General features: G+C 52.9%; 21 protein-coding genes and 1 pseudogene. 11 read left to right on the top strand and 11 right to left on the bottom strand.

What is annotated here, in order from left to right; translation table 11 throughout:
- The 3 genes and pseudogenes from B3M32_RS00215 to B3M32_RS00205 all read right to left on the bottom strand — a co-directional run.
- Positions 1-221, bottom strand: a pseudogene (locus B3M32_RS00215) (IMP cyclohydrolase); the annotation flags it as partial.
- A gap of 67 nt (positions 222-288) precedes the next feature.
- Entirely contained in the window at positions 289-1110 is an 822-nt protein-coding gene (locus B3M32_RS00210; protein ID WP_290742095.1) for a NifU family protein, read from the bottom strand.
- A 19-nt stretch (positions 1111-1129) separates the two neighbouring features.
- Positions 1130-3406 (bottom strand): DUF748 domain-containing protein, encoded by a 2277-nt coding sequence (locus tag B3M32_RS00205; RefSeq protein WP_290742092.1) that lies wholly within the window; start codon positions 3404-3406, stop codon positions 1130-1132.
- Positions 3407-3556: 150 nt separating this feature from the next.
- On the opposite strand from B3M32_RS00205, the gene B3M32_RS00200 reads away from it, so the two are divergent.
- Complete coding sequence (locus tag B3M32_RS00200; RefSeq protein WP_290742089.1) at positions 3557-5251, top strand: glycoside hydrolase family 9 protein; 1695 nt, start codon at positions 3557-3559, stop codon at positions 5249-5251.
- On the opposite strand, the gene B3M32_RS00195 is transcribed toward B3M32_RS00200, so the two are convergent.
- The 4 genes from B3M32_RS00195 to B3M32_RS00180 all read right to left on the bottom strand — a co-directional run bounded on the left by B3M32_RS00195 (position 5217) and on the right by B3M32_RS00180 (position 8419).
- Positions 5217-6071 (bottom strand): YdcF family protein, encoded by an 855-nt coding sequence (locus tag B3M32_RS00195; protein WP_290742086.1) that lies wholly within the window; start codon positions 6069-6071, stop codon positions 5217-5219. The two genes, B3M32_RS00200 and B3M32_RS00195, sit on opposite strands and share 35 nt — an antisense overlap.
- Before the next feature lie 32 nt (positions 6072-6103).
- A complete protein-coding gene (locus B3M32_RS00190) occupies positions 6104-6538 on the bottom strand; it encodes a GNAT family N-acetyltransferase (RefSeq protein WP_290742083.1) in 435 nt (144 codons plus the stop codon).
- Positions 6539-6545: 7 nt separating this feature from the next.
- Positions 6546-7190, bottom strand: a complete 645-nt coding sequence (gene tsaB / locus B3M32_RS00185; protein ID WP_290742080.1) for a tRNA (adenosine(37)-N6)-threonylcarbamoyltransferase complex dimerization subunit type 1 TsaB — start codon at positions 7188-7190, stop codon at positions 6546-6548.
- A gap of 194 nt (positions 7191-7384) precedes the next feature.
- The gene (locus B3M32_RS00180) at positions 7385-8419 is read right to left on the bottom strand and encodes a D-alanine--D-alanine ligase family protein (RefSeq protein ID WP_290742077.1); all 1035 of its coding nucleotides are present in this window, start codon (positions 8417-8419) and stop codon (positions 7385-7387) included.
- Between the two features lie 123 nt (positions 8420-8542).
- On the opposite strand from B3M32_RS00180, the gene B3M32_RS00175 reads away from it, so the two are divergent.
- Complete coding sequence (locus B3M32_RS00175; protein ID WP_290742074.1) at positions 8543-9463, top strand: NAD-dependent epimerase/dehydratase family protein; 921 nt, start codon at positions 8543-8545, stop codon at positions 9461-9463.
- 9 nt (positions 9464-9472) lie between these two features.
- Here the strand turns inward: B3M32_RS00175 and B3M32_RS00170 are convergent, their stop codons facing one another.
- Entirely contained in the window at positions 9473-10378 is a 906-nt protein-coding gene (locus tag B3M32_RS00170; RefSeq protein WP_290742071.1) for a geranylgeranylglycerol-phosphate geranylgeranyltransferase, read from the bottom strand.
- A gap of 87 nt (positions 10379-10465) precedes the next feature.
- On the opposite strand from B3M32_RS00170, the gene B3M32_RS00165 reads away from it, so the two are divergent.
- From B3M32_RS00165 to B3M32_RS00140, 6 genes are read left to right on the top strand one after another with little or no spacing between them, the layout of a single operon-like run.
- Positions 10466-12019 (top strand): FISUMP domain-containing protein, encoded by a 1554-nt coding sequence (locus B3M32_RS00165; RefSeq protein WP_290742068.1) that lies wholly within the window; start codon positions 10466-10468, stop codon positions 12017-12019.
- Positions 12020-12046: 27 nt separating this feature from the next.
- Positions 12047-12322, top strand: a complete 276-nt coding sequence (locus B3M32_RS00160) for a hypothetical protein (protein WP_290742065.1) — start codon at positions 12047-12049, stop codon at positions 12320-12322.
- Complete coding sequence (rsgA, locus tag B3M32_RS00155) at positions 12312-13514, top strand: ribosome small subunit-dependent GTPase A (RefSeq protein ID WP_290742062.1); 1203 nt, start codon at positions 12312-12314, stop codon at positions 13512-13514. Before B3M32_RS00160 ends, rsgA begins: the two co-directional genes overlap by 11 nt.
- Positions 13515-13517: 3 nt before the next feature.
- Positions 13518-13925 (top strand): hypothetical protein, encoded by a 408-nt coding sequence (locus B3M32_RS00150; RefSeq protein ID WP_290742059.1) that lies wholly within the window; start codon positions 13518-13520, stop codon positions 13923-13925.
- 22 nt (positions 13926-13947) lie between these two features.
- The gene (locus tag B3M32_RS00145; RefSeq protein ID WP_290742056.1) at positions 13948-14514 is read left to right on the top strand and encodes a hypothetical protein; all 567 of its coding nucleotides are present in this window, start codon (positions 13948-13950) and stop codon (positions 14512-14514) included.
- Positions 14504-15148, top strand: a complete 645-nt coding sequence (locus B3M32_RS00140; RefSeq protein WP_290742053.1) for a nicotinate-nicotinamide nucleotide adenylyltransferase — start codon at positions 14504-14506, stop codon at positions 15146-15148. The genes B3M32_RS00145 and B3M32_RS00140 overlap by 11 nt, the downstream gene beginning before the upstream one ends.
- A 22-nt stretch (positions 15149-15170) precedes the next feature.
- Here B3M32_RS00140 and alr read toward each other — a convergent pair whose 3' ends face one another.
- On the bottom strand, positions 15171-16394 hold the full coding sequence (alr, locus tag B3M32_RS00135) for an alanine racemase (protein ID WP_290742050.1): 1224 nt from the start codon (positions 16392-16394) through the stop codon (positions 15171-15173).
- Positions 16395-16957: 563 nt separating this feature from the next.
- Here alr and B3M32_RS00130 point away from each other — a divergent pair.
- From B3M32_RS00130 to B3M32_RS00120, 3 genes are all read left to right on the top strand, one after another.
- Positions 16958-17893 (top strand): AgmX/PglI C-terminal domain-containing protein, encoded by a 936-nt coding sequence (locus tag B3M32_RS00130; RefSeq protein ID WP_290742047.1) that lies wholly within the window; start codon positions 16958-16960, stop codon positions 17891-17893.
- 115 nt (positions 17894-18008) lie between these two features.
- Positions 18009-19127 (top strand): aminopeptidase, encoded by a 1119-nt coding sequence (locus B3M32_RS00125; RefSeq protein WP_290742044.1) that lies wholly within the window; start codon positions 18009-18011, stop codon positions 19125-19127.
- A 4-nt stretch (positions 19128-19131) separates the two neighbouring features.
- Complete coding sequence (locus B3M32_RS00120) at positions 19132-20955, top strand: FISUMP domain-containing protein (RefSeq protein ID WP_290742041.1); 1824 nt, start codon at positions 19132-19134, stop codon at positions 20953-20955.
- A gap of 95 nt (positions 20956-21050) precedes the next feature.
- On the opposite strand, the gene B3M32_RS00115 is transcribed toward B3M32_RS00120, so the two are convergent.
- On the bottom strand, positions 21051-22073 hold the full coding sequence (locus B3M32_RS00115; protein WP_290742037.1) for an aspartate-semialdehyde dehydrogenase: 1023 nt from the start codon (positions 22071-22073) through the stop codon (positions 21051-21053).
- 10 nt (positions 22074-22083) lie between these two features.
- Positions 22084-23049 (bottom strand): hypothetical protein, encoded by a 966-nt coding sequence (locus tag B3M32_RS00110; protein WP_290742035.1) that lies wholly within the window; start codon positions 23047-23049, stop codon positions 22084-22086.
- Positions 23050-23051 lie beyond the last annotated feature (2 nt).

The following is a 23051-nucleotide window of genomic DNA, read 5'->3' as shown; positions in this document are numbered from 1 at the left end:
ACGACCGCGTTATCGTCGCTGAATTCGCGGGCCATTTCGAGGGCGGCGTCAGCGTCGACGATGTTGTTGTAAGAAAGTTCCTTGCCCCAGAGCTGCTTTGCGGTGGCGAGGCTTGCTTCGGTGCAGGTCGGGTCGCGGTAGAACACAGCGGACTGGTGGGAGTTTTCACCGTAGCGCATCGGCACGGGATCGACAAATTTCAAAACGAGTTCTTCGGACATAGAGTTTCCTTTGTTGTTTTCAAACTTTAATATAGAAATGAAGTTACTAGTTCTGAGTTCCTAGTTACTAGAAAAGGCTCGGGGGCGGATTGTTGTCGTCCAGACCCGGCAAATTCGGGTTAGGCGGGATGTTGTCGAGCGGGTCTTCCGGTTCCACAATCAGGTTGTAATAAACATTGTTCTTGAGTTCGTCCTCGATGTAGAAGAGCGTTCCGCCCATGGCAGAACCGCAACCGGCGCAGGCCCCCTGGTAGCGGATCTTGAGGCGGTTGTCTTCGGTGAGGTCGAGAATTTCCACGTCGCCGCCGTCGCCCTGGAGCATGCCGCGTACGGACTGGTGCAACCAGGCCTCGATTTTTTCGATCTTTTCGTGTTTCGCGAGCGCGTTCCATTCGGCATCCGCCTCGGCGCGGCCTTCGGCCGTCTGCGTGCGGTACTTGATCCTCTCCATCTTCTCGCGTACGAGAATGGCCGTTCCCTTCTTTTCGGGGTACGTCTCGAGGATGCGCTTGATGAGCGTGTCCATCTGCTTGATTTCGGGAGCGTTTTCGGGAATGGCTCGAATGTCCGGGGTGTCACGGAGTTCAAGCTCGATGCTCTCGGCGGTGATGGCGCAGGCCTCTTCGACAGTCTCCATCTGGATTTTCTTGCAGAACGTGTCGGCGAGGGCCGTAAAGATGGGCCCGCCGTAGGTGAAGAATCGCGTTTCGAGAATCTTGTCGGAGTCAGGGTCTATCATCAGGTAGACCTTCAGGCTAGATTCCTTCACGTCGACAAGGGCGAGGCCTTTTTCGTCGGCCTCGATCTGGAAAATGGCACCCCTGTATTTCGGGGCCTTCGCGGCCTCCTGAACCTTCAGGGAAAGATTAGCACACAGTTCTTCACTCATGCGCCCAAATTTAGAATTTTTATTGCACGTCGACGGTCACCTTGTACATGGCCTTGCCTCTATATTTGGCGAGGCCGTCCGCAGGGGCGGTGATGACCTTGACGTTCTTCTTGGTGACGCCCTTTTGCTGCTGCAGTACCTTCAGCAAATCCTGGTTGCGCTTGTCGGCCAGGGTAGAAAGTTCCTTGCGCATGGCCTTCACGTCGATGGCGGCTTCGTTTTCTTTGACGAACGCCTTGAAGGCGTCATCGCTGTCCTTGATTTCGAGGATGGCGCGTTCGTCCAGCTCGGTCAGGGTTTCCTTTTGCTGCGTTTTCTTGTAGAAGTCCGTCTTCAGCTTGTGCGTCTTGTATTCGTTGACGGTCTTCTTGGGGTTGTAGTACTGCACGAACTTGAGTGCGAGTTTCGGGTCCTTGGTCAAGGCTTCCGTCATCTTGCTCGCCTTGGTGTATTGTTCGCTCGTGAACGTGGCGCTCATCGGGTCGATGATCACTTCGTCGTTCTTGCCGAGATCGATGCCGACCATGCCGGCGCCGGTCGAGGCTACGTTGCCGACAATCTTGAGCGGGGAGAGGGCGACCTTGATGATAAGGTTCATCACGGTTTTCCAGACAATCTTGATGATGGAGAATTCGGGATCCTTCATGTTGCCCTGCACGGGTACGTCAAACTGGATCTTGTCGTCCTTGTCCTTCAAGATGTAAAGGCCCACCTTCATCGGGACCGTATATTCGGGATCGACGCTGTCGTCCTTGTCGCCGACATCGATGTTGTAGATGTCGATGGTGTTCTTGCTGTCGAGATTGAAGTCCTTGATCTTGTTCTCGCTGGCGAAGGCCATGGTGCCGGCACTCAGCGGATAGCCTGTGTAATGCAGGCTGTAGTTGCTAAAATGCTTCAGGGCGAGGTTCTTCACGCTGACATAGGCGTCCATCGTACCGATGTCGCTCAATGCGCCCTTGTACTTCAGGGAAAGGTTGCCGCCATCGGGGAACGATGCCGAGACGTTGACGGTGCACGGGGTGTTGAGATTGATGTTTGAACCCTTGACGGTAATGCCGCTGACCGTGTAGTTGAATGGCTTGGTAATGGTCTGGTCGTTTGCGCTCACCTTCGTGTTTTGTACGAGCAGGGTGCCGATCTTGGCGTCCAGCTTCTTGGCCGGGGCGACCTTCGCTTCTTCGGTGCCGGCTTCTTGTTTCGGTTCTTCCGTTGTGCCGCTGTCGGTTGCGGGAGCGCTGTTTTTCATGAGCGGGGCGAGCAAAACGTCGATGTTCGTCTTGCCGTCCTTGTACAGGTCCAGGTGGGCGTAGGCTCCGTCGACAATGACGGAATCTACGTGGAACTGGTTCTTGTTCAGGTTGACTTTTCCGATGCCGACGCCGACGTGCTTGACGCCGATGGTCTTGCCGCTCTTTTCTGTCAGCACGATGCTGTCAACAGAAACGGTGCCGCTGACGTTGCTCGAGAGGATGTCGCCGAGGTTGCCTTCAACATCGATGTCGGTGGAAACGCTGCCGTTAAAGTCCTTGTACGCGATAAAGTCGTTCAGGTAGGGCTTACCGGCGGCGAGAGCGAAGTCCTTGAGGCCCACGTTCACCTTGAAGTCGTTCGTGGCCGCGTTGACGGTCACCTTTACGGCGAGGTCGCCGCCATCGGCGAACTTGAGGTTTACGCCTACATCGGTCTGCTTGTTGCTCAGGTATACGGCCGGGATGCCTACACCGAAGTCCTTCAGGTGGATCTTGGAATCGATTTTCTTGTCTTCGTAGATGATGTTCCCGTTTTCGAACAGGATGTTCTTGACAGAAATATTGACGGGGAGGCCCTTTGCGATTTCGGCGGCGTTTACCATGCCGGTATCTGTGGCGGCGGTATCCTTCGCCACGGAATCCGTAGCAGCGGAGTCCGACTTGGCGAGGAAATCCAGGATGTCGCTAAAGTTGAACTTGTCGCCGTTCTGGGTCACGTGGACATAGAGGCCTTTCATGTAGATTTCGCTCACGGCGGCGGTCTTCGTCACTATCTTGAGCGGGTCGATGTTGATGCGGAACTTCTCGAAGGAGACGAAGGGTGTGGTGCCATCTTGTTCGAGCAGGGCGAAGTTGTCGACGTTCACGGTGAAGGTGAACGGGTTCAAGTCCACGGATTCAATGACGACCTTGCGGCCAATGAATTCTTCGGAGTGGGCTACGACGTAGTCCTTGACGTAGCCCGGAGCTAATTTCAGGGAGGCAAAGACCAGGATGATCAGTGCGGCAATGACAATGGCGATGATGATGAGAGCTTTTTTCATATAAATAAATCTAGCAATATTCGGGGGCGTGTTTTCCCCTTTTTTTGACCCCCTGCTTTTTTTCGTTTATTTGGGAAGATAGGACACATTTGTAAACAGATTTTTTATAAAAAAGCACTGATTTTCCTTGTAAATATTTATTCTTATGACATGGATTGTAAACTTGAGTATGCCATCCGCTATAACCACGTGGGTTATGGCGTCAACGAGCGGAAAGTCTTCTTTTTTGCCGCGGATCCGGCCACGATGCAGGCTCCGGCGCAGTTCGGCTTCCGCATTGTCGGTATGGATGGGGCTGTAGCCCTGGAAGGCACGCTCTTGATTCGCGGTAACTGTGATTACACGGCGGAAACCATATACGAGGGCGATTTTTCAGCTCTGACGGTGCCAGGAACGTACAGGATTCTTGTGCTTGTTTCGGGCGAGGTCGTAAAGGAATCGCACGCTTTCGAGATTTCGGATAAATTGTTCCTGCGGGAACTGCGTGCCAATATCAAGTCTTTCTATTTCCAGCGGAGTGGCGTGGAACTCCCGACGGAATATGCCGGGAAATGGGCGAGGCCTGCTGCGCATGCGGACAATGACCTGGCTTTCCATTCCATGATGAATCGCCCTGGTGTGTGGAATGCCCATGGCGGGTGGTACGATGCCGGAGATTACGGCAAGTACATCGTGAATGGCGGCGTGAGCGTCGCAACGCTCCTGCTCGCATGCGAGATGTGCCCCTCTGCGGTGGGAATCATGGGCGGTGATGGCTTTGTGCCGACCTTTGAACAGCCCTGCAGCCTTCTTGACGAAATCCGCTTTGAACTGGAGTTCTTCCTGCGCATGCAGGACAGCGACGGTGGCGTTTTTTTCAAGGTGACGCCTGGCCATTGGGACGGCTTCATGATGCCCGAAGATTCCGACGTGATGCAAAAACGCTTTATCATGGGAAAATCGACGACATCGACGCTCAATTTTGCAGGAGCGTTGGCGCAGGCCCATCACGTTTTCAAGATGGCTGGCGGGGCCGCTAGCGAGGCTTTTGCCGAAAATTGCCTTGCGGCAAGCATTCGCGCCTACGAGTGGGCGCTCCAGAATCCCGATGTCGGCTGGCCGCGGAATACCGAAGGGAGCGGCGGCTATGGCGACGAACGCTACGATGACGAGTTCTTCTGGGCGCGGGCGATGCTTTTCCGCGAACTCCGTGACGGAAGTGCCCTTGCAGGCGATATCGTTGCGGAACTCCCTGCCGATATGGACAGGAATCCGGTGCAGCTCAGTCTGGATTGGCGCGATACGCAGAACCTGGGCTGGATTGCGCTTGCGCTGAACGATGATGAAGGCCCCGTGGCGAAGGAATTCCGTGAAAAGGCCAGGATCCGGATAGCGGAAGCCGCCGAGTCCATCCTGAATTTGCAGAAGGACGACGCCTACGCCATTTCCATACGCCGATTCATATGGGGAAGCAACGGGGAAATTGCCAACCATGCGTTGACGCTGATGGTCGCCTATAGCTGGACTCGTGATGTCCGCTTCAGGGCGGGAGCAAAGGAGCTCGTCGATTTCATTTACGGTCGCAATCCGTTGAACGTCTGCTTTGTTACGGGAGCCGCATGGAGTTCCCCGAGGTTCCCGCATCACCGGATTAGCCATGCCGACGGTGTCGTCGACCCGGTCCCGGGCCTGCTGGTAGGCGGTATCAACAACGACCGTCAGGATATGCACCGCAAACCGCACTATTCAAGCGAATTGCCAGGCTTTGCCTATACGGATGAACGTTGCTCGTTTGCGAGCAACGAAACGGCAATCAACTGGAATGCCCCGCTTACGGCTGTTCTTGCTTTGCTGAATTGTTTGTAGTGTCTTTTTTTGTGGAATCCGGCTCGGTCACGGTTGCTGCGGCCGTGTCCTTTGATGTCGTGTCGGCCGTGCTTATTTTTTGCTGAAGCTGCTGTAGGTCGATAAACGGCTCGTCTTCGGCTTCGCTTGCCAACGAACGGATCTTTTTCTCGTATGTGGAATCGGCGGCATCGAGGGTGTCCTTGCCCATGAGGTCCCAATGGGAATGGGCCAATGCCGCCCATTCATGGAGCCAGTTCTTGCGCGATTCCCTGTTGAAAAACCAGGAATCGGCATAATACTGATGGTGGTGAATGTCCGCAGAAATGTAGACGGGAGTTTCGCCTGAAAGCGTCTGGAAAATGCGAACGGCACGCTTGGTGGCTGGTGCCGCCGTTATGAGGAGCACCGTATCGATCTTGTGCAGCTTTAGCCAGGGAATGATAGTGTATGCTTCGCTGATGGTCGAAGGGTCGTCGTGGCGGGCGAGGAATACGGCGCCTTCGTCAAATTTCCCTAGCTGCATGAAGTCTTCGGCGTAGTAGTCCGCATTGCTCTTGGTGCGGTAAACCCTTCTCCCAAGGATGATGATGGAGTCGATCTTGCCTTCTGCCATCAGCGTTGCCGCAAAATCATTACGCTCGAGGTCGGCTGTCTGCCCGTCTAGAATTACGGCCCATTTGACATGCTTGAATGAATCTTCCTGAATGAGCCAGTGGCCGCTCCGGGTGAGGGCAACATAGAAAATGATTACGAGAAACACCGCGATGCCGGCGAGAATGCCGAACAGCTTCTTGTGATTCTTGCGGATGTTCCGGTCTTTCATGAGGATTCTTGACAAATTAATCTCCTAGTCTTGGGCAGATGCCTTCATCACAAATTCTTCTTGTATAAGATAGCTGTTTCGCCGTCGCTGTAGTAGTTCTTGCGGATGGAGAATGGCTCGAAACCATGACGTTCGTAAAAATGGCGGGCATTTGCGTTGTTTTCACGGACTTCGAGAAATAAGGAATCGCCGGCAGAAAGCTTCTGGAATCCGGCCTGGATAAGCGAGGTGCCGATTCCTTTTCGCTGCGTGTTTCTTTTTGTGGCGATGGACAGAAGTTCCGAGTCGGGCCCCATGAGGTGGAATATGGCGTATCCGAGAATTTCTGCGGAATCCGTATCGCTTTCGTATACTACGGCGAGGGCGTAGTCGGCCTTTATTTCAGAGACGAACTGCGGTTCTTTCCAGTCCTGAAATGCAAGTTCCCGCTGGATAGCGAGAACTTCGGGCAAATCGCTTTCTTTCATTTCGCGGACGGGCATCTTGAAATTACTTGGACAGTTTTTCGAAGTATGACGGCTGGATGTAGTTTGCTTCCTGGATGAGCGACGGCTTGACGGTATCGAAAAGCGGAGCCCAAGCCTGAAGCTTCTGGTCGGTGTCCTTGATGACTTCGACATGGCTGTCGGCAAAGAGGGCCTGGAGCGCTGCGTCGGCCATGGCGGAATCGTCGGCGACGACCTTGACGATGTTTGCCGCCTTGACTTTTTCGACGACTTCGGCAGTCTCGATAAAATATTCCTTGCCGTCCAGGCGCATGTACCAGTAACCGTTACGGGCACGTATCACGACTGCCGTAGAGGCTGTCTCGGGCCCGGCGAACTGCTGCAGGGCCTGCAGAGTCGTGACACCGTAAAGGTTCCGCTTGCCGCTAAAGCAGATGCCCTGGCAGAAAGCAACGCCCGTCCTAAGTCCGCTGAAGGAGCCGGGCCCGAGCGTTACCATTACGCGCTTCACGTCGTCGAGAGTCGCTCCCATGCGTTTCAGCAGGTCGTCGAGCGTGCCACCGAGCGTCTCGCCGCGGGCTTCGGGATTCACGGACTCCTCGTAACGGTCCGCCGAAGCAATCGCCATGGAGACGCCCTTCCGTGAAGTATCTACATAGAGGTCCAGGATCATAGTTCTGAGTTCCATTAGGAGTTACTTGTTCTGAGTTCCAATAAGAGTTACTAGTTCTGAGTTCTGAGTTACTAGTGTCGCAGATTTCAAGGAACTTCTTGATATAAGATAATCTAGTAACTACTAACTAGTAACTAATAACTGCACCGCAGGTGCCCCAATCTAGTAACTAGCCCGAAGGGCGAATTAACTAGTAACTTTTTTCCGAATTACCTCTTGATCGCGATGCTCTTGTCGATAATCATGTCGATGAGCTGGCTGTAGGTAATGCCGTTGCAGGCGGCCTGCTGTGGCAGGAGCGAGGTCGGGGTCATGCCCGGCAGCGTATTCGTCTCGATGGCGAACAGCTCCCCGTCCTTCGTGATGCGGACGTCGGTACGGCTGTAACCTGCACCGCCCAGGGCGTAGTGGGCGTTCTTCACGAGTTCCTGGATGCGGGCTGTGAGTTCCGGTGCGAATTCCGCTGGGGTCACTTCCTGGCATTCGCCGTTGTACTTGGCCTCGAAGTCGAAGTATTCGCGGGTCGTCATGCGCATTTCGGTGGGCGGGAGCGGCTTTTCGTCTTCGATATAGCCGCAGCTGGCTTCACCGCCGGCAATGAACTTTTCGCAGAGCAGGCGGTTCGAATCCTTGAACAGGTCCTGCACAATCTTGCCGGCTTCGTCCATGTCTTTCGCGATGCCGATACCAATAGAGGAACCTCCCAGCGGATCCTTGATGACCAGCGGGAATCCGAGTTCGTCGGCGACGCTCACGAGCGTATCGCCTGTAAAACTGTGCTTCCAGATGACGCGGTAGGGCGGCGTCGGGATGCCGTTGGCCCTGTAGATTTCCTTGGACTTGATCTTGTCCATGGCGAGGGCCGATGCCAGAAGGCCGCATCCGGTATAGGGAATGCCCCAGTTTTCGAGCAGGGCCTGGATATGGCCGTCTTCGCCCCATTTGCCGTGGAGGGCCAAAAAGGCGATGTCTGCGGCCGGGAGTTCGGAAAGGGCGGGGTTCTTCTTGGTGCAGGCAGCCGAACCTTCGAGGCTCCTGAAGTAGTTCACCGAGAAGTTGTCCTTCTGGTAGGGGGAAAGTTCACGGGCGGACCAGTGCCAGGTTCCGTCCTTGTCGATAAGCACAGGGTGGATATTGTAGCGTTCCGGGTTCATGGCACGGACAACTCCTGTGCCGCTTACAACGGAAACATCGTGTTCGGTGGACGGTCCGCCCATCAGTACAAGCACGCGAAGACGAGACATAACAACCTCTTTAGAATAAAACCTTTGCGGATAATGTAGTAAAAAGCATGCTGAGCATGTTTTTGGGGTTGTTTTGCCTGCTCCGTATTGTTTATATTTTTATGTACTAGATGGGAGGTATCCATGCGTGTTTTTGTTACAGGCGGAACTGGTTTTATTGGGCATTATGTGGTCAAGTCGCTCCTGGAAGCGAACCACGAGGTCGTCATTGCCACGAGACACCCCAATAAGGTTCCTTCGTTGCGTAGTCAGCCCAAAGTCAGTTTTGTAGAAGCTTCGCTTACGGACTTCGACAAGATGGGCGAGGGCCTTGTCGGCTGCGACGCCTGTATCCATATTGCCCTTGGTTGGGGCGATACGCCTTCGGCAATGCTCATGAACGACACCCGTGCGACCGTCAAGCTGCTTGAAATGGCGGCGAAGGCTGGTTGCCAGAAGTTCATCTACACCAGCAGCACCGCGGCTATGGGCCGCATGCGCCCTTCCATGCGCGAAGTCACGAGTAACCTCCCGATGGACCTTTATGGTGCCACCAAGGCGGCGGGAGAGGCCTTTGTGCTTGGCTTTACGCACGGCTACGGCAGCCAGTTCCCCGAAGTCAAGATGCAGCGCAACATTATCCGTCCGGGCTACACGTTCGGCAATCCGGCGTTCCCTGACGGGTGTTCCCAGCCGGACCGCCGCTTCTTCGAGATGGCGTTGGCCGTCAAGGAAGACCGCGATATCCATATCGTCAAGAACGACGGTACCCAGTTTATCCATGCTAGCCAGCAGGCAGAACTCTACCTGAAGGTGCTGGAATCCGAAAAGAACGAGGAAATCTTCCTCGGCTTGGGCGAAGTCTGGATGAGCTGGAAGGAAATTGCCGAGATGATGATTGCCCAGAAACCCGGCTGCAAATCCAAAATCGTGGAAAAGGACCTTGGCTGGTCCGACGACCCGATGCTTTTCGACGTCAGCCGAATCAAGGACCAGTTCGGTCTGGTTTTCGATGCACATGAATTTATGCTGGACCACGTCAAGTGGACCTTCAGCCAGGTATAACCTTTAGGCTTAGCAACTGACGACCAGGGCGGCGAGCCCTGCGAACATGGCGACCTTTACGAGTTTTTGTGCCCTGCGGTAATTTTTCCTGTGCGCAAAAATCAGGATGGCGAGAATCGTCGGGGTAAATACGACCCCGGTGATAATCAGGAACATCGTCGGGTAGTATCCCTGCACAACGGGAAGCGGCAATATGGCCCAACTGAAAATGCAGATGAATGCGGCCAAACGCCTGGCGGTAGGGGCTCCTGCAATTAGCGGGAATGTCATGATGCCGGCCTTGAGGTCTCCCGTTTCGTCTTCCAGATCCTTGTAGATTTCACGAGCGGTTGTTAGTAAAAAAGCGAACAAAATAGCAGGGTAGAGGAATCCGATCTTGTCAGAAATTTCCAGAGCAAAATCTTCTGTTTCGCGGATACCGGTAGGGTATACAAAGCATAGAAGCAGCGGGGTTGCGCACAGGAAGGCGACAGTCATGTTCTTAAGGAGAGGAATGTGCTTGAGCCACTTGTTGTAGGCTATTAGTACTCCTGAAAGAAGAACAAAGAAAATGCTTGCGGTCCAGTTGGTCTTGGAGATAAGGCTGTCGGCAAGTCCGCTCGCTATGGCAAGAACGAGCAAGATAATCCACGCCCTCCGCGCCGCCGTGACCGATACCTTGCCGCTCACGAGCGGACGTTCCGGGCGGTTTAGCTTGTCGCTATCGAGGTCGAGAATATCGTTCTGGATGTTTGCAAAGGCAATGGCAAACGTAAAACCCAGAGCCTGCAAAACAAGAGAAATCCAGTTGATTCCAACCCGCATTCCTTGGTTGGATACGGGCAATGCCGATAGCAGGTGATAGCCGATGGCAAGGGTCACCAAGGCGATGACGATGTTTATCGGGCGGGTCATCTTGATTAAGGCGAAAGACATCTTGCTGGACCTTTTTTGTATATTTTCTCGAGATACTAGAACACGGGATTCGCAATGAATAAAATAGCATTTTTTTTATTGCCCGCAATGCTGCTCCTAGGCGCATGCGGTGATGACAGCTCTTCGGGGTGGGAAGAAAATCAGGCCCCCGTTATCGTTCCGCTTTCCGACGGAACCGAAGATTCTTCGGAATCGGGAAATACAGAAGAATCCAGCAGCTCGGGAAAATCCGACAGTTCTGCCAAATCCAGTGACTCGGCCAAGTCGAGCGGCAAGACGGAATCTAGCAGTTCTAATGCCGGTAGCAAGTGGAAAGAAACGCTCTCTGCGAAAGATACGTTGCTGTATGTCGACAAGATTTGTCTCGACGACTTGGATTCCGTGCACTACCTGTATGCAAACTTCAGAAGCGATGTGCAACCGACAGGGAATGTCTATGCCGAAATGCACTATGGGTTTATCGGTGGCAGTGGCTCGGGAACTATTTATTCGGTTATAACGAACAGGATTTTTCTTGCGGATAGCCTAAACGAAAATGGCTGGTATAGCGTACGTTTCACTCTGGAAGAAATGGACCGGTATAGAAAGAATAATATCAGCAATACGTCCGTGGAGACGTTTGTGCTTTACTTCACCAAGAACGAAGTGGATAAGATCAATTACGTAAAGGTCCCGGTTAATAAGGCAATTGCACTGGATGGTTGCATTCAAGTAGACAAGCTGTTTACCATAAACGATTCCAGTGCCATTACGAGATACAATATAACGGACTACCTGGATTCTGCGCATAAGGCAATGGCCGATACGTTCCCGACAATAGATTCCTTGAAAAAACGCGGATGCTACGGTACGGATCATAATTGCAAACCTCGACAGACGCATTATGTATCGGAAATAGATGGCTATGTCTATTGCTTGAGCGGAACTTGCTATCGGGAAAATGAACCGGAAATCGAGCTGGAAGACTTGCCAATGGAAGGTTCCTTTACCGATCCGCGTGACGGAACCGTGTATCCGACGGTAACCATCGGCATGAACGAATTCTTTGCGAAAAGCCTGAACTATGTCGATTCTGTGAAATACCCGAACCTTGCTGGACATACCTGGTGCTACAATAACGACAAGATGTATTGCGATAAATTTGGACGTCTTTACGATTGGTCCGGGGCGCTGGACTTGCCCGATGCCTATAACGATAGCGCTATCAAGAATTTCGAATGGTATCAGGGAATCTGCCCAGAAGGTTGGCATGTGCCGACGGCAGACGAGTTCAGTTCTCTTTGGTTGTTCTCTGGTCGACTGTGCGGCACCTATGACTGGAGATATACGACCCGCGATATCGCCATATGGGATAGCCTCCAGAGTACGGAATATAACAATATCACCGGTTTCTCTGCTTTGCCGGGAGGCTACCGGAGCGATAAGGGTGAATATAAGGCCGTCGGCTATGAAGTACGCTTCCTTCTTACCGGAACGCATAATTCCGTTATAAAAGACAATGCGTATGCTGTAATCATCTATCGTAATTCTAAAGATGATGATTACAACAATACTTCGCAATTAAAACGTACAGGTGCGTATGTCCGTTGTGTCAGGGGCAAGGGAATTGTAGACGCCAGGCCATATATGCAAAAGAATTAAAGCTGAGTTAATTGCTACATTTATCTTATGCCTTTTTTTACAAAGAGTAATCTGGTAGACCTGCGCGCAGAAGCGGAACAGCTTTCCATCTGCGTGGAACATTTCCTGTATGCGTCGGAGCATATCAACGAAGGTGACTATAAAACGAAGGGCTTTTACGACAACTGCATCGAAAAGTGCAACGGCAGGCTCAAGGCTATCCATTTCTTGATGGAATCGATTCGTCAGAACAGGCCTGTCACAGAAGAGGAACTCGAAAAGACCTTGCCCGATTTTCTAAATTGCAGGAAAGATGCTAAATAACGAATTCGATGACGAACCGGAACCGCTCCGTCGCGTAAGGCCGACCCGCCGCGATCACCGCAGCAGGCGTATAGACGTGCTTCGCGAAATGGAGTCGGGCGTTGTTGACGAACGCCCTGTCAAGGAACGTTTCAGCCGCGAATTCAAGAATCCCCGTATCAAGAAAATCAAGGATCCCCTGGAAAAGATCGATGAAAAGGATTGTGTCGAGGGGATGGTGGTCGAAGTGCACCGCCGCACCTGCGAAGTCCGTTTAGACGAAAGAAATTCTCTATCGTCTATCGTCTACCAGCGAAGCGGCCTTTCGTCTAATACTGTTACCGCCATGTACCGCGCGACGACGTCGAAGGCCCTGGGGGAGTTTCCGGCGGTAGGCGACCGCGTGCTTCTGGGACAGGTGAACGACGCCGAAGATAGCGGGGAAGGCGTGGGTTCGCAGAAGTATTGCGTGGTGCGTGTGCTTCCGCGAAAAAGTGAACTCAAACGCCCCGGACCGCGAGACAGTTTTCGTCGCAAGCTGACGCTGGCCGCGAACATTGACCAGGTGGTGATTGTCGCTAGCGTGACGCAGCCTGAATTCAATTATGGTTTCATGGATCGTTTTTTGCTGGCGGCAAATCTGAACAACTTGCCGTTCGTGCTTGTGCTGACTAAGATGGACCTTCTCCCGAACGGCGAAGCCGATCTGAACGACGATATCCGTGATTTCATGAGTATCGTGGACAAGGTGATTCCCGTGAGTGTCAAGACAGGCGTAGGCCTCGAGAGGCTCCGTGATGAACTCCGGGGCAAGTCTTCCGTGTTCAGCGGACAGAGCGGGGTGGGCAAGTCGACCCTGGTGAACGCGCTTGTTCCCGGGGCGGCGCTCGAAACGGGGGCGGTTCGCGAACGCGACGGCAAGGGACGTCATACGACGACCTCTTCGAGCCTGTTCGATTTTCCGGGTGGCGGCTACGTTATCGATACTCCGGGGATTCGCAGCATCGGGCTGGATCGCGAAGACGACATGGATGCGGAAACCCTGGCGAAGATTTTTCCGGGATTTTTTGAAGATGACCTGTTTACCTGCAAGTACAGCAACTGCCTGCATTTGAAGGAGGCCGGCTGTACCGTGCGCGCCGCGGTCGAATCTGGACGTATTTCTGCAGCTCGCTATGCGAGTTATTTGCGAATTTTGAATTCAAGGGATTAGGCTATGGATATTGCTATTAAGATGACTCTGGTGGCGTCCCTGATTATGATGGGGTACAATATTTCGGAATTTATCGCGAGTTATGCGACAGTGTGCGAAAAAACGCAGGAGTTCAAGAAAATGGCGGCCGAGACAGACTCCCACGAAAACATGGTGCGTCGCTCCAATTTTATCCTGTCGTTGTTGCTTTCGCTTGTGTTCGTCGGCCTTACGTATTTTTCGGGGCTGGCGCTCTGGATAATCGCGTTTGTGGCCGCAAAGCTCGTTTTTACGCTCTATTGTTCGGATTTGCTGCTTGTTCATGTGTTGCGCGTGGGCGATGTGTCGAAAAAATTTTATATGCTTACCAAGGTGGACGCCTTGCTCAACGCCCTGCTGGGTCTCGGTATAGCGTTGATTGTCGTCCTGTAGTTTTAAGTGAGGTGAAAAGTTCATGGGTGCGAAAAAAATCCTGGTCCTGGTTTTGGGAATCCTTCTGGCTCCGTTGTTTGCCCAGGGCGAATCGGCTTCCGACTTGAACGCCATCCGTACGCCGCTCTTTTTGGGCGCTTCCCTCGGCTTCGGTTCCGGTACGGGCGTGGGCACGGAACGCGGTCTCGGCCTTCGCCAGATTGAACCGATGCTTGGCGTGTGGCTGCCCGGGCTGGGTTTCGCCCGTGTCGGTTACGGTTTCTTTGATTTCAAGGAAAATGCGGACAACGGTGACGATTACGAAGTGGAACATTCCGATTTCGACATAGAGCTGGGCATCCATTTGCTGGGACAGTTCTATCTGGTCGGCAACTATTCGCGTGTCAAGGAATTGAGCGACCTGGGTGACGTCGCCTGGAACGAATGGGGTGCAGGCTTCGGTTCGCTTCTGCATTTTTTCGGCAAGGCGATGCTTTTCGGAGAAGTAAGCTACCGCTGGGTCTTGAGCCATTACGATCCCTTCGCCGACAAGAAGGTCTCGGGTAGCCGCCTGCAGTTTAATATTGGTTTTGCTACGTATGTTTTCTAATAGAAGAATGAATGTGGCCGTTCTCGGCGGTGCATTCGACCCGGTACACAAGGACCATCTGACTGTTGCCAAGACGTGCCTGGATAGGGGATTATGCGACGAGGTGTGGTTCATGCCTAGTCCGGATCGTTGGGACAAGGCTCTCAACGCAAGCCCGGAAGACCGCTTTGCCATGTTGGAACTTGCCATGGAAGGCGACCCGCGCCTGGTGCTTTCGGATATGGAAATCAATAAGGGCGACTTTCGCGGTTCCTATGTGTTCCTGTGCGAATTGCGCGAAAACTTCCCCGACGTGAACTTCCGCCTTTTGACGGGGGCAGATACTTATGAGGGAATTCCGCATTGGCGCGACCCCCTCCATTTTTTCGGGACGAACTATAACGGGCACTTGCTGCTGCGCGATTTCGAGCTGATTGTCTTTGCGCGCAAGGGCTATGGAAAACCCGACGAGGAACAGCACAATGCCCACGGCTATGCTCCTCTGCATTGGGTAGGCCCGGAAAGCGGATTCGACGGCAAGTATTCCAGTACCGAAATCCGCAGGTCCCTATTGAAAAATCGGAACGTACGCCCGGAAGGCCTGGAGCCTTCGGTTTACGACTACATCATCGATCACGATCTGTATAGGGGGTAGCCCGCATCTGCGGGGTCCGCGATTAGCGGAGCGGGAATTCCTTGTAGTCCTGCACGCCGAATTCCTGGCGCAGGTAGTCCCAGCGCACCAGGCGGTTCTTCCAGTAGTACTTGCGGTACAGGCGGCGTGCCACGCGGCTCGTGAGTTCGTACGGGATGGTATGGTGGTCGTCGGCGACGCTTTCCATCGAGATGCGGAAGTCCAGTTCACCGTTCACAACGTCCACCGTTTCGCCGACCTGTACGTCGGGGATGTGGCTCACGTCGACCATCGTCGCGTCCATGCATACGCGCCCGAGAATCGGGCACAGCTGCCCGCGGATAAAGACGAATCCCTTGTTATACTCGCCGCGCAGGTAGCCGTCGCCGTAACCGATGGCGATGGTGGCGATGCGTGTGGGCTGCTGAGCCATCCAGTAACCGCCGTAGCTCACCGTCTCGCCGGGCTTCACGTCGTGGATGTGACGGATGGTGCTCTTGATTTTCATGACGGGCTTGATGGGCCACGGGGACGGAGCCGCCCCCATGCAGTTGTAGCCGTAGAGCGCAAGTCCCGGGCGCACCATGTCAAAATGGCTCTCGGGGCGCGTGAGCGTACCGGCGGAGCTACTGCAGTGGCAGATTTCGGGACGGAGCCCTTCGGCCTCCAGTACGTCCACAAGGCGCGTGAAACGCTGGATCTGTATATCGGTTTTTGGGTTCCCCGGCATGTCGGCCGTGGCGAGGTGCGTGAACATTCCTTCGAAACGCAGGTTCTTGAGGCTGAGTGCCGCACGGATGTTGTTGAAGTCCTCGGCGTCGAAGCCGTAGCGGTTCATGCCCGTGTCGATGGCGAGGTGCGCCTTGCAGGTGGTTCCCGTATCGCGCAGGAACTGGTCGAACGCCATGGCGGTACGGATGTCGGTGATGGCGGCGGTCAGCTGGAACTCGACGAAGTAGGCGAAATCGGCGGGTGTGCAGGGGCCGAGTACCAGGATAGGCAAGTCCATGCCGTACTGGCGGAGCAGCATGCCTTCGCTGATGTGGGCCACACCCAGGTAGTCGGCTCCGCCGAACTTCGCGGCAAACGAGCAGGCGAGGCTCCCGTGGCCGTAAGAATCGGCCTTGACGGGCAAAAGGATCTTGGTGTTCGCAGGAATCTGGCTGCGGATAAATTGGATGTTGTTGCAGAGGGCGTCTAGGTTGATTTCAATCCAGTTCGGGCGAGCAATCTTGTTCAGGTCGGGAGGGGTCTGTAAAAGCTTCATAATGCCGAAAATATAAATAAGCTTTTGAGTGTTTGGTTATGGGCTTTGTCAAAAATGCTCCGTTAAAGGCGCCCTGGGCCCGCAAGAGGAGGATACTTCTAATTTGGAATGATTTTTTGTAAAGTCAGGTAGTTTAAAACGGGGGATTTTTTGAACGCGAACCCAATAAATACAAGGCTTTGGTCAATAAGTTATTTTGTACGTAAAATTTACATAGCGGATGATGAATTTTTGTTTACCGATGCGCATGAATCCAAACGGAATCTTCTTTATATTTTAAAACCGATGGGAGATAATTCCGCTCTATGACTTAACCAAGGGGTGAATTATGAAAAAATCTGTTTGGTGTACATTACTGAGCGTCTAATGCCACGACGTCCCGGTTGATTCCTTTAGACATGAAAAAAACTTGTTGTAGGCTTGCCGCGTAAGCCTCGTTCTTCGCTGTATTCTAGCATGCGTCGAAAAGTTCCTCTATGGAACTGTTGTTCCCCTATTACCCAAAAACAAAATACATACAAACTAAACCATAAATAGTCCCTTGCGGGATGGAGGATAAAATCATGAAACAGACACAAAAAAACATGGACGCGTTTATCGCCTCGCTTTTGCCGGATTCCGACAAGAAGATGGGTGCCATTGCGGGCGTAGCCTTGCTTGTGGCGCTAATGCTCTGCTTTTGGGCTGCGGCATACGAGGTCGTGATAGACGATGTCATTTTTGAACATTCGTCAAACGACGAAATGAAGGCTACGTTGAACGTCATTGAACGAAAGGAGAAAAAAGTCGAAAAGGAGAAGAAGAAAATCGTGGATCCGTACCCCAGCAAAAAGGCGGGTGGCGGCGGAAAGCAAAAGGGCCAGGGCAAAAAACATGCCGAATTGAACAAGAGTGTGCTCAAGATGCTGACCGCCCAAACGCACAATGCAAGCGCGATGACCTATGACCTCGTCAAGCAGACGTTCGCCAAGGATATCGAGAAGGTGCTCAAGAACACCAGCGGTTTGCAGACCACGGGCAAAACCAAGATTGGCGAGCTGCGCGGGAAGGTGGAGGGTGGCTTTAACGAAGGTTACGCTGCCGGCGGAAGCGGGGGCATTGGCGGTTTCTTTGATGACTTGAGAGGGCCGGACGCTCCGGGAACGAGCAAGGCGTTGAAGGGCCGCATGAAAGCTCCATCCGAAAGGGATATCGACGTGGGGTCGGCAAGCGCGGGACGTTCCGCGGCCGACATCATGAAGGTGGTTCGCAATCGGACTCCTGGGCTGCGGCATGTGTACAACATGTTTCTCAAAAAGAAACGCGGATTCCAGGGGAAGGTAACGCTCCGGTTTAGCATTGCCCCAGGCGGCGAGATTGTGAGCATCACCATAGTCTCTTCAACGACGGATTATGCGGAATTTGACGAGGCCGTGAAGCATGCCGTGAGCCGCTGGAGATTCAACAAGGTGAAGTCGGGCAATACCGTGGTGACGATCCCCTTCACGTTCACGGAATGATTCTGTGGGCTGAATAATATCCTTTGTCGAGAAAATTCCTGCGTCATGGCGAATTTTTTGCCATGGCGCTTTTAAAATGTTATTATTGCTTTGAACAAAATTAAAGAAGGCTAAAATGAAAGACATCCGTGTTACGCAACTTGCAGAAAATTTGATTAACAACGCCATCGCCTTGAAGGCGGGCGAGAATATTTTGATCGAGACGACCGACACTCCCGACGAAATCTCCACGGAGCTCGTAAAGGCGGTGGTGAAAGCGGGCGGGAACGCTTTTGTACGCAATTCGAACAGTCGCGTACGCCGCGAATGGATAAAGTCCGCCACAAAGCAGGCGCTGGAACTCCGCGCGAAGCTCGACCTCGACGAAATGAAGCAGATGCAGGCCTATATCGCTATCCGCGGTGCCGATAACGCTATGGAAAACTGCGACATCGATGACGAAAAGATGTTTTTGTTCCGCACGCTCAATGAGGACGTGCTCAACTACCGCGTAAACGAAACGCGCTGGTGCGTACTCCGCTGGCCGAACCCCTCCATGGCGCAGGGCGCGAAGATGAGCACCGAGGCGTTCGAGGACTTCTACTTCAAGGCATGCCTTGCCGATTACCCCAAGATGAACAAGGCGGCGAGCCACCTGGTGGATTTGATGAACAGGACCGACAAGGTGCGCTTGGTGGCTGCCGATACCGACCTTACGTTTAGCATCAAGGGCATCCCCGCGGTGCCGTGCTGCGGCAACATGAACATCCCCGACGGCGAAGTCTATACCGCCCCGGTGCGTAATAGCGTGAACGGCGTCATCCATTACAACACCCCGACGCTTTATGAGGGCAAGTTCTTCAGCAACTTACGCCTGACCTTCAAGGACGGTAAGATTGTGGATGCTAGTTGCGAAACCGGCGACCCGAAGGCGCTTGAAGCTTTGTTTAATACCGACGAGGGCGCACGCTACGTGGGCGAGTTCGCTATCGGCTTCAACCCATATGTGGACGCTCCCATGTGCGACATTCTTTTTGACGAAAAAATCAAGGGGAGTATCCACTTTACGCCGGGCCGCTGCTACGAGGACGCCCCCAACGGCAACGCGAGCGCCATCCACTGGGACTTGGTGCTCATCATGCGCCCGGAATACGGCGGCGGCGAAATTTGGTTCGACGACAAGCTCATCCGCAAGGACGGCCTGTTCGTTGTGGACGAACTCAAGTGTCTGAACCCTGACCAGTTGGGGAGATAACGATATGAAGAATTTTTGGGGTTTAAGGTCTTTGCTGCTGCCGGCAGCGTTTTTCTGCATGGTCGTTTCTGGATGCGACCTGCTCGGTTCCGACGATGACGATGAATTTGCTGAGCGTCCAGAAGGCTATGTAAAGTCTAGTTCCTCGGATGACGACGATAATTCCAGTTCTTCGAAGGACAAATCAAGTTCTTCGACAAAATCAAATTCCAGTTCTTCGCAAGAGGGACGTTCGAGTTCTTCTAACGGCGCGACTTACGACAAGATTAAAAATACCATGACAGACCTTCGCACGGGTCGCACATACAAGACTGTCAAGTTGGATGGCAAAATCTGGATGGCCGAAAATATTTATATCGGGTCCCTTTGCTATGACGATGATGAGGCTAATTGCGAAAAATACGGGTCTATGTCGTCTTGGTGCCCGGATGGATGGTATGAGCCTTCCAAGGAAGATTGGGAAAGCATGTTCGAGTCCATTGGTGGTGCCGACAGTGCCGGTTATTACCTGAAGTCAAAGACCGGTTGGGAAGACAATTCGAATGGTGTAGACAAGTATGGATTTAATGTTTTGCCGGGTGGATATAGGGGGCATCGTGGTTATGGAGATTATTACGAAGATACATATATCCAGTTAGGTAAGGGAACGAAATTTGAAACATCGTCAAGAACGTCTGGATTTGCTCCTTATCGCGTGGTATTTGATCAGGGACCTAGTGCCGATTTCGCGATAGTGTCGCAATATGACGAAGTCTATACGCGCTGTATCAAAGAATATGAAGAAGGCGATGTAGAAATTGAATATGGCACAATGACAGACCCACGCGACGGAAGGACGTACCGGACAGAACCTATCGGTGATTATACGATAATGGCTGAGGGCTTGCGCTACACGGGTTCGGATCCGAGTTACCCGGATACTATAGTTTGGGTGAACTGCAACAAGGATTCTACTCGCTGCCGTTATCGGTTCGGGACTGCGATGCTGGGAAGTTTCAACGGTCACCTTGTTCAAGGGGTGTGCCCTTCCGGCTGGCATATTCCGTCGATGTATGAGTTGAATCGCATGGATGAAATACTGAACACAATGTTTTCGTCCAGTTATGAAAAAGAACATTATATTTATCCCGATACGGGGTTCTATGGTTTCTTTTCTTCAACGGTGGAAATGTACGGATATCGGGGCGAGTTGGATACCTTGTGGCGAGGGTACGATTATCCGGTATCAGTTCTTGCAACTGTCGTTCGCTGCGTAAAGGATGATCCTGCACAGTCTGACGGTGAAGTTGTTGATTCTAGGGATGGAAGTGTATACCGAACGGTAAAGATTGGCGATACGGAATGGATGGCGGAGAATTTGAAACGCAAGGTCGATTCCAGTTACTGTGTGTTCCAAGATTCGACAGAATTCTTTGAAGATGGGGATTCCTGTGCTACTTACGGACGGTATTATTGCCAGTACGATTCAGATAACCTTTGCATGGAGGGCTGGCATATTCCGGATAGTGCCGACATTAAAATTTTGCAAGAAACCTATCCGTCAGCCTATGATTGGACCTCTACACAGCATTGGATATTTGATTATAGTGGATTACCTAATGATGTCAACTATTCTGGTACAAATGCCTCTGGACTAAACCTGTTGCCTACGGGTTATCTTGAAAAGGGAGATAGTGCAAGATATTTAAAATATGGAAAGCGGGCTGTTCTGAGAACGGTATTTGGCACGTATGAAATGTGGCATTCTTCTTATACTCTTTCGGAGGATATAAGATTTTTAACAGTCCGGGAAACCTGCTTGCCGATTCGTTGCGTACGCGACAGATGATGCTGTATTAGGTGTTAAAAAAGCCGTCCCGCAAAGGACGGCTTTTTGATGCTTGTAATAGAAGATCCCCGCCTTCGCGGGGATGACATCTTTAATTACACACCCTTGGCCAAGATCTCGCCAATTTGAACAGCGTTCAAAGCGGCGCCCTTGCGGATCTGGTCACCGGTGAGCCACAGCGTGTTGCTGTTGTCGTCGGCGAGGTCCTTGCGGATACGGCCCACGAAGATGTTGTCCTTGCCGGCGCTTTCGAGCGGCATGGGGTACACATAGTTCTGCGGGTCGTCCTTGAGGGTCACGCCCGGGGCGTTCTTCAAGGCATTGCGGATTTCTTCGACGGAAACCGGGCGCTCGGTCTCGAACCACACGGATTCGGAGTGGGAACGCAGCGAGCTCACGCGCACGCAGGTAGCGCTCGTACGCACGTCGGAGTGCATGATCTTGCGCGTTTCGTTGAACATCTTCATTTCTTCCTTCGTGTAGTCGTTTTCCGTCATCTTGTCGATCTGCGGAATCACGTTGTACGCGAGCTGGAACGGGAACTTGCTGATGTGCGTGGTGGAACCCGTCTCGATGATGTCCTTGTACTGCTGCTTGAGCTCTTCCATGGCGATGGCACCTGCGCCGCTCGCGCTCTGGTAAGAAGAAATGTGAATCTTCTTGATGTGAGAAATCTTCTCGATCGGGTTCAAGACGACAACCATCATGATGGTCGTGCAGTTCGGGTTTGCGATAATGCCCTTGCCGCCGTTTTCAGCCTTGTAGAGCTTGATGTCTTCGGGGTTCACTTCGGGCACGACCAGCGGGACCTTCGGGTCCATGCGGAAGAAGCTCGTGTTGTCGACCACCACGGCGCCGTTCTCGACGGCGATGGGGGCGAATTCCTGGGAAATCGCGGCACCGGCGGAGCTGAGCACCAGGTCGATACCCTTGAAGGAATCCTTGTTCAGGACTTCGCACTTGAGGGTTTCGCCCTTGAACTTGAATTCCTTGCCTGCGCTGCGTTCAGAAGCGAGGAGCTTGAGGCTCTGCAGCGGGAAGTTGCGCTCTTCGAGGATGGAGAGGATTTCTTGGCCCACGGCGCCGGTTGCGCCCATGATGGCTACGTTGCGAATCATAGTTTAACCTTTAATTTTCTTCTTGTTGAGGTTGATAGTTTGAAATCAGGTTCTGGATGTCGTTTCTGAAACGTTCCAGATAAATTTTTGTTTGGGCAATCTGGCTGCGGGACTGCTTGTACTGGTTCATCTGCTCCTCGGTATCTTCTTGCAGGGAGTAGGTATACAGCGAATATGCCGCCAGACGGAGGCTTTCTGTCGCCTGGATCAGCTCGGAGTGGGCCTCGCTGGATTCATGCGGATGGAAGAGCCCGAGGGCCTTCTTGTTGAGCGCTGTCGCATTGTTGTTGATGGCGAGTGCCTGGCTGCCACGCTGTTCGCGCTCTGCATCGGAAATGCTCGGTGCGATGGGTTCGTAGCTGTCGATGGCTGCCATGATTTCGTGCATGCGTGCGATAACCTTGTTCGTCTCGTCGATATAGCGGTCCAGGCGTCCCTTGGCGGCTGACGACATGATGGGCTTTTCTCCCGGCATGTTGACAACGGTTCCGTTGGAAGATTTGACTGCCCTGGGAGCGGATTTCCAGGTGCCGCCATTTCCGCCGTTCTGGAATGATTCGATGTAGTCCTGGTACTTCGCGTTCTGCGCGGCGATTTCTTCGGGAGTGAAATCGGATGCGACCAGGAGTGTCGGGCGTTCCCAGTAGGCGATTCCGACAAATGCCGCAAGCATGAAAATGGAGAACATGATGTTCGCGCATTTTTCGGCACGGTCGTAGCTCCGGACGACATACAGCAGTCCGAAGAAGAACATGCTAGCGAAAGCGAGCAGAAGTCCGCCGTCCGTGTTGTAGCTGATGAACGAGTTCTTCGTGAAATAGAAAAGACAGTCCATGACAACTATCAGGAACGAGAACAGGGCTCCCGTAAGTTTCTGGTAGCGGTATTCGGCAGATGCCGACTGGAGAATCGTGATGAACGTGATCCCGAGAGGGAGCACATACATTAGGGCAATTTCTGCGACGCTCGGATTCATAG

Origin of the sequence: Fibrobacter sp. UBA4309, assembly GCF_002395745.1 — a bacterium.
Taxonomy (GTDB): domain Bacteria; phylum Fibrobacterota; class Fibrobacteria; order Fibrobacterales; family Fibrobacteraceae; genus Fibrobacter.
Note: the sequence above shows the minus strand (reverse complement) of the source record. Positions and strands in the feature narration are given on the sequence as shown.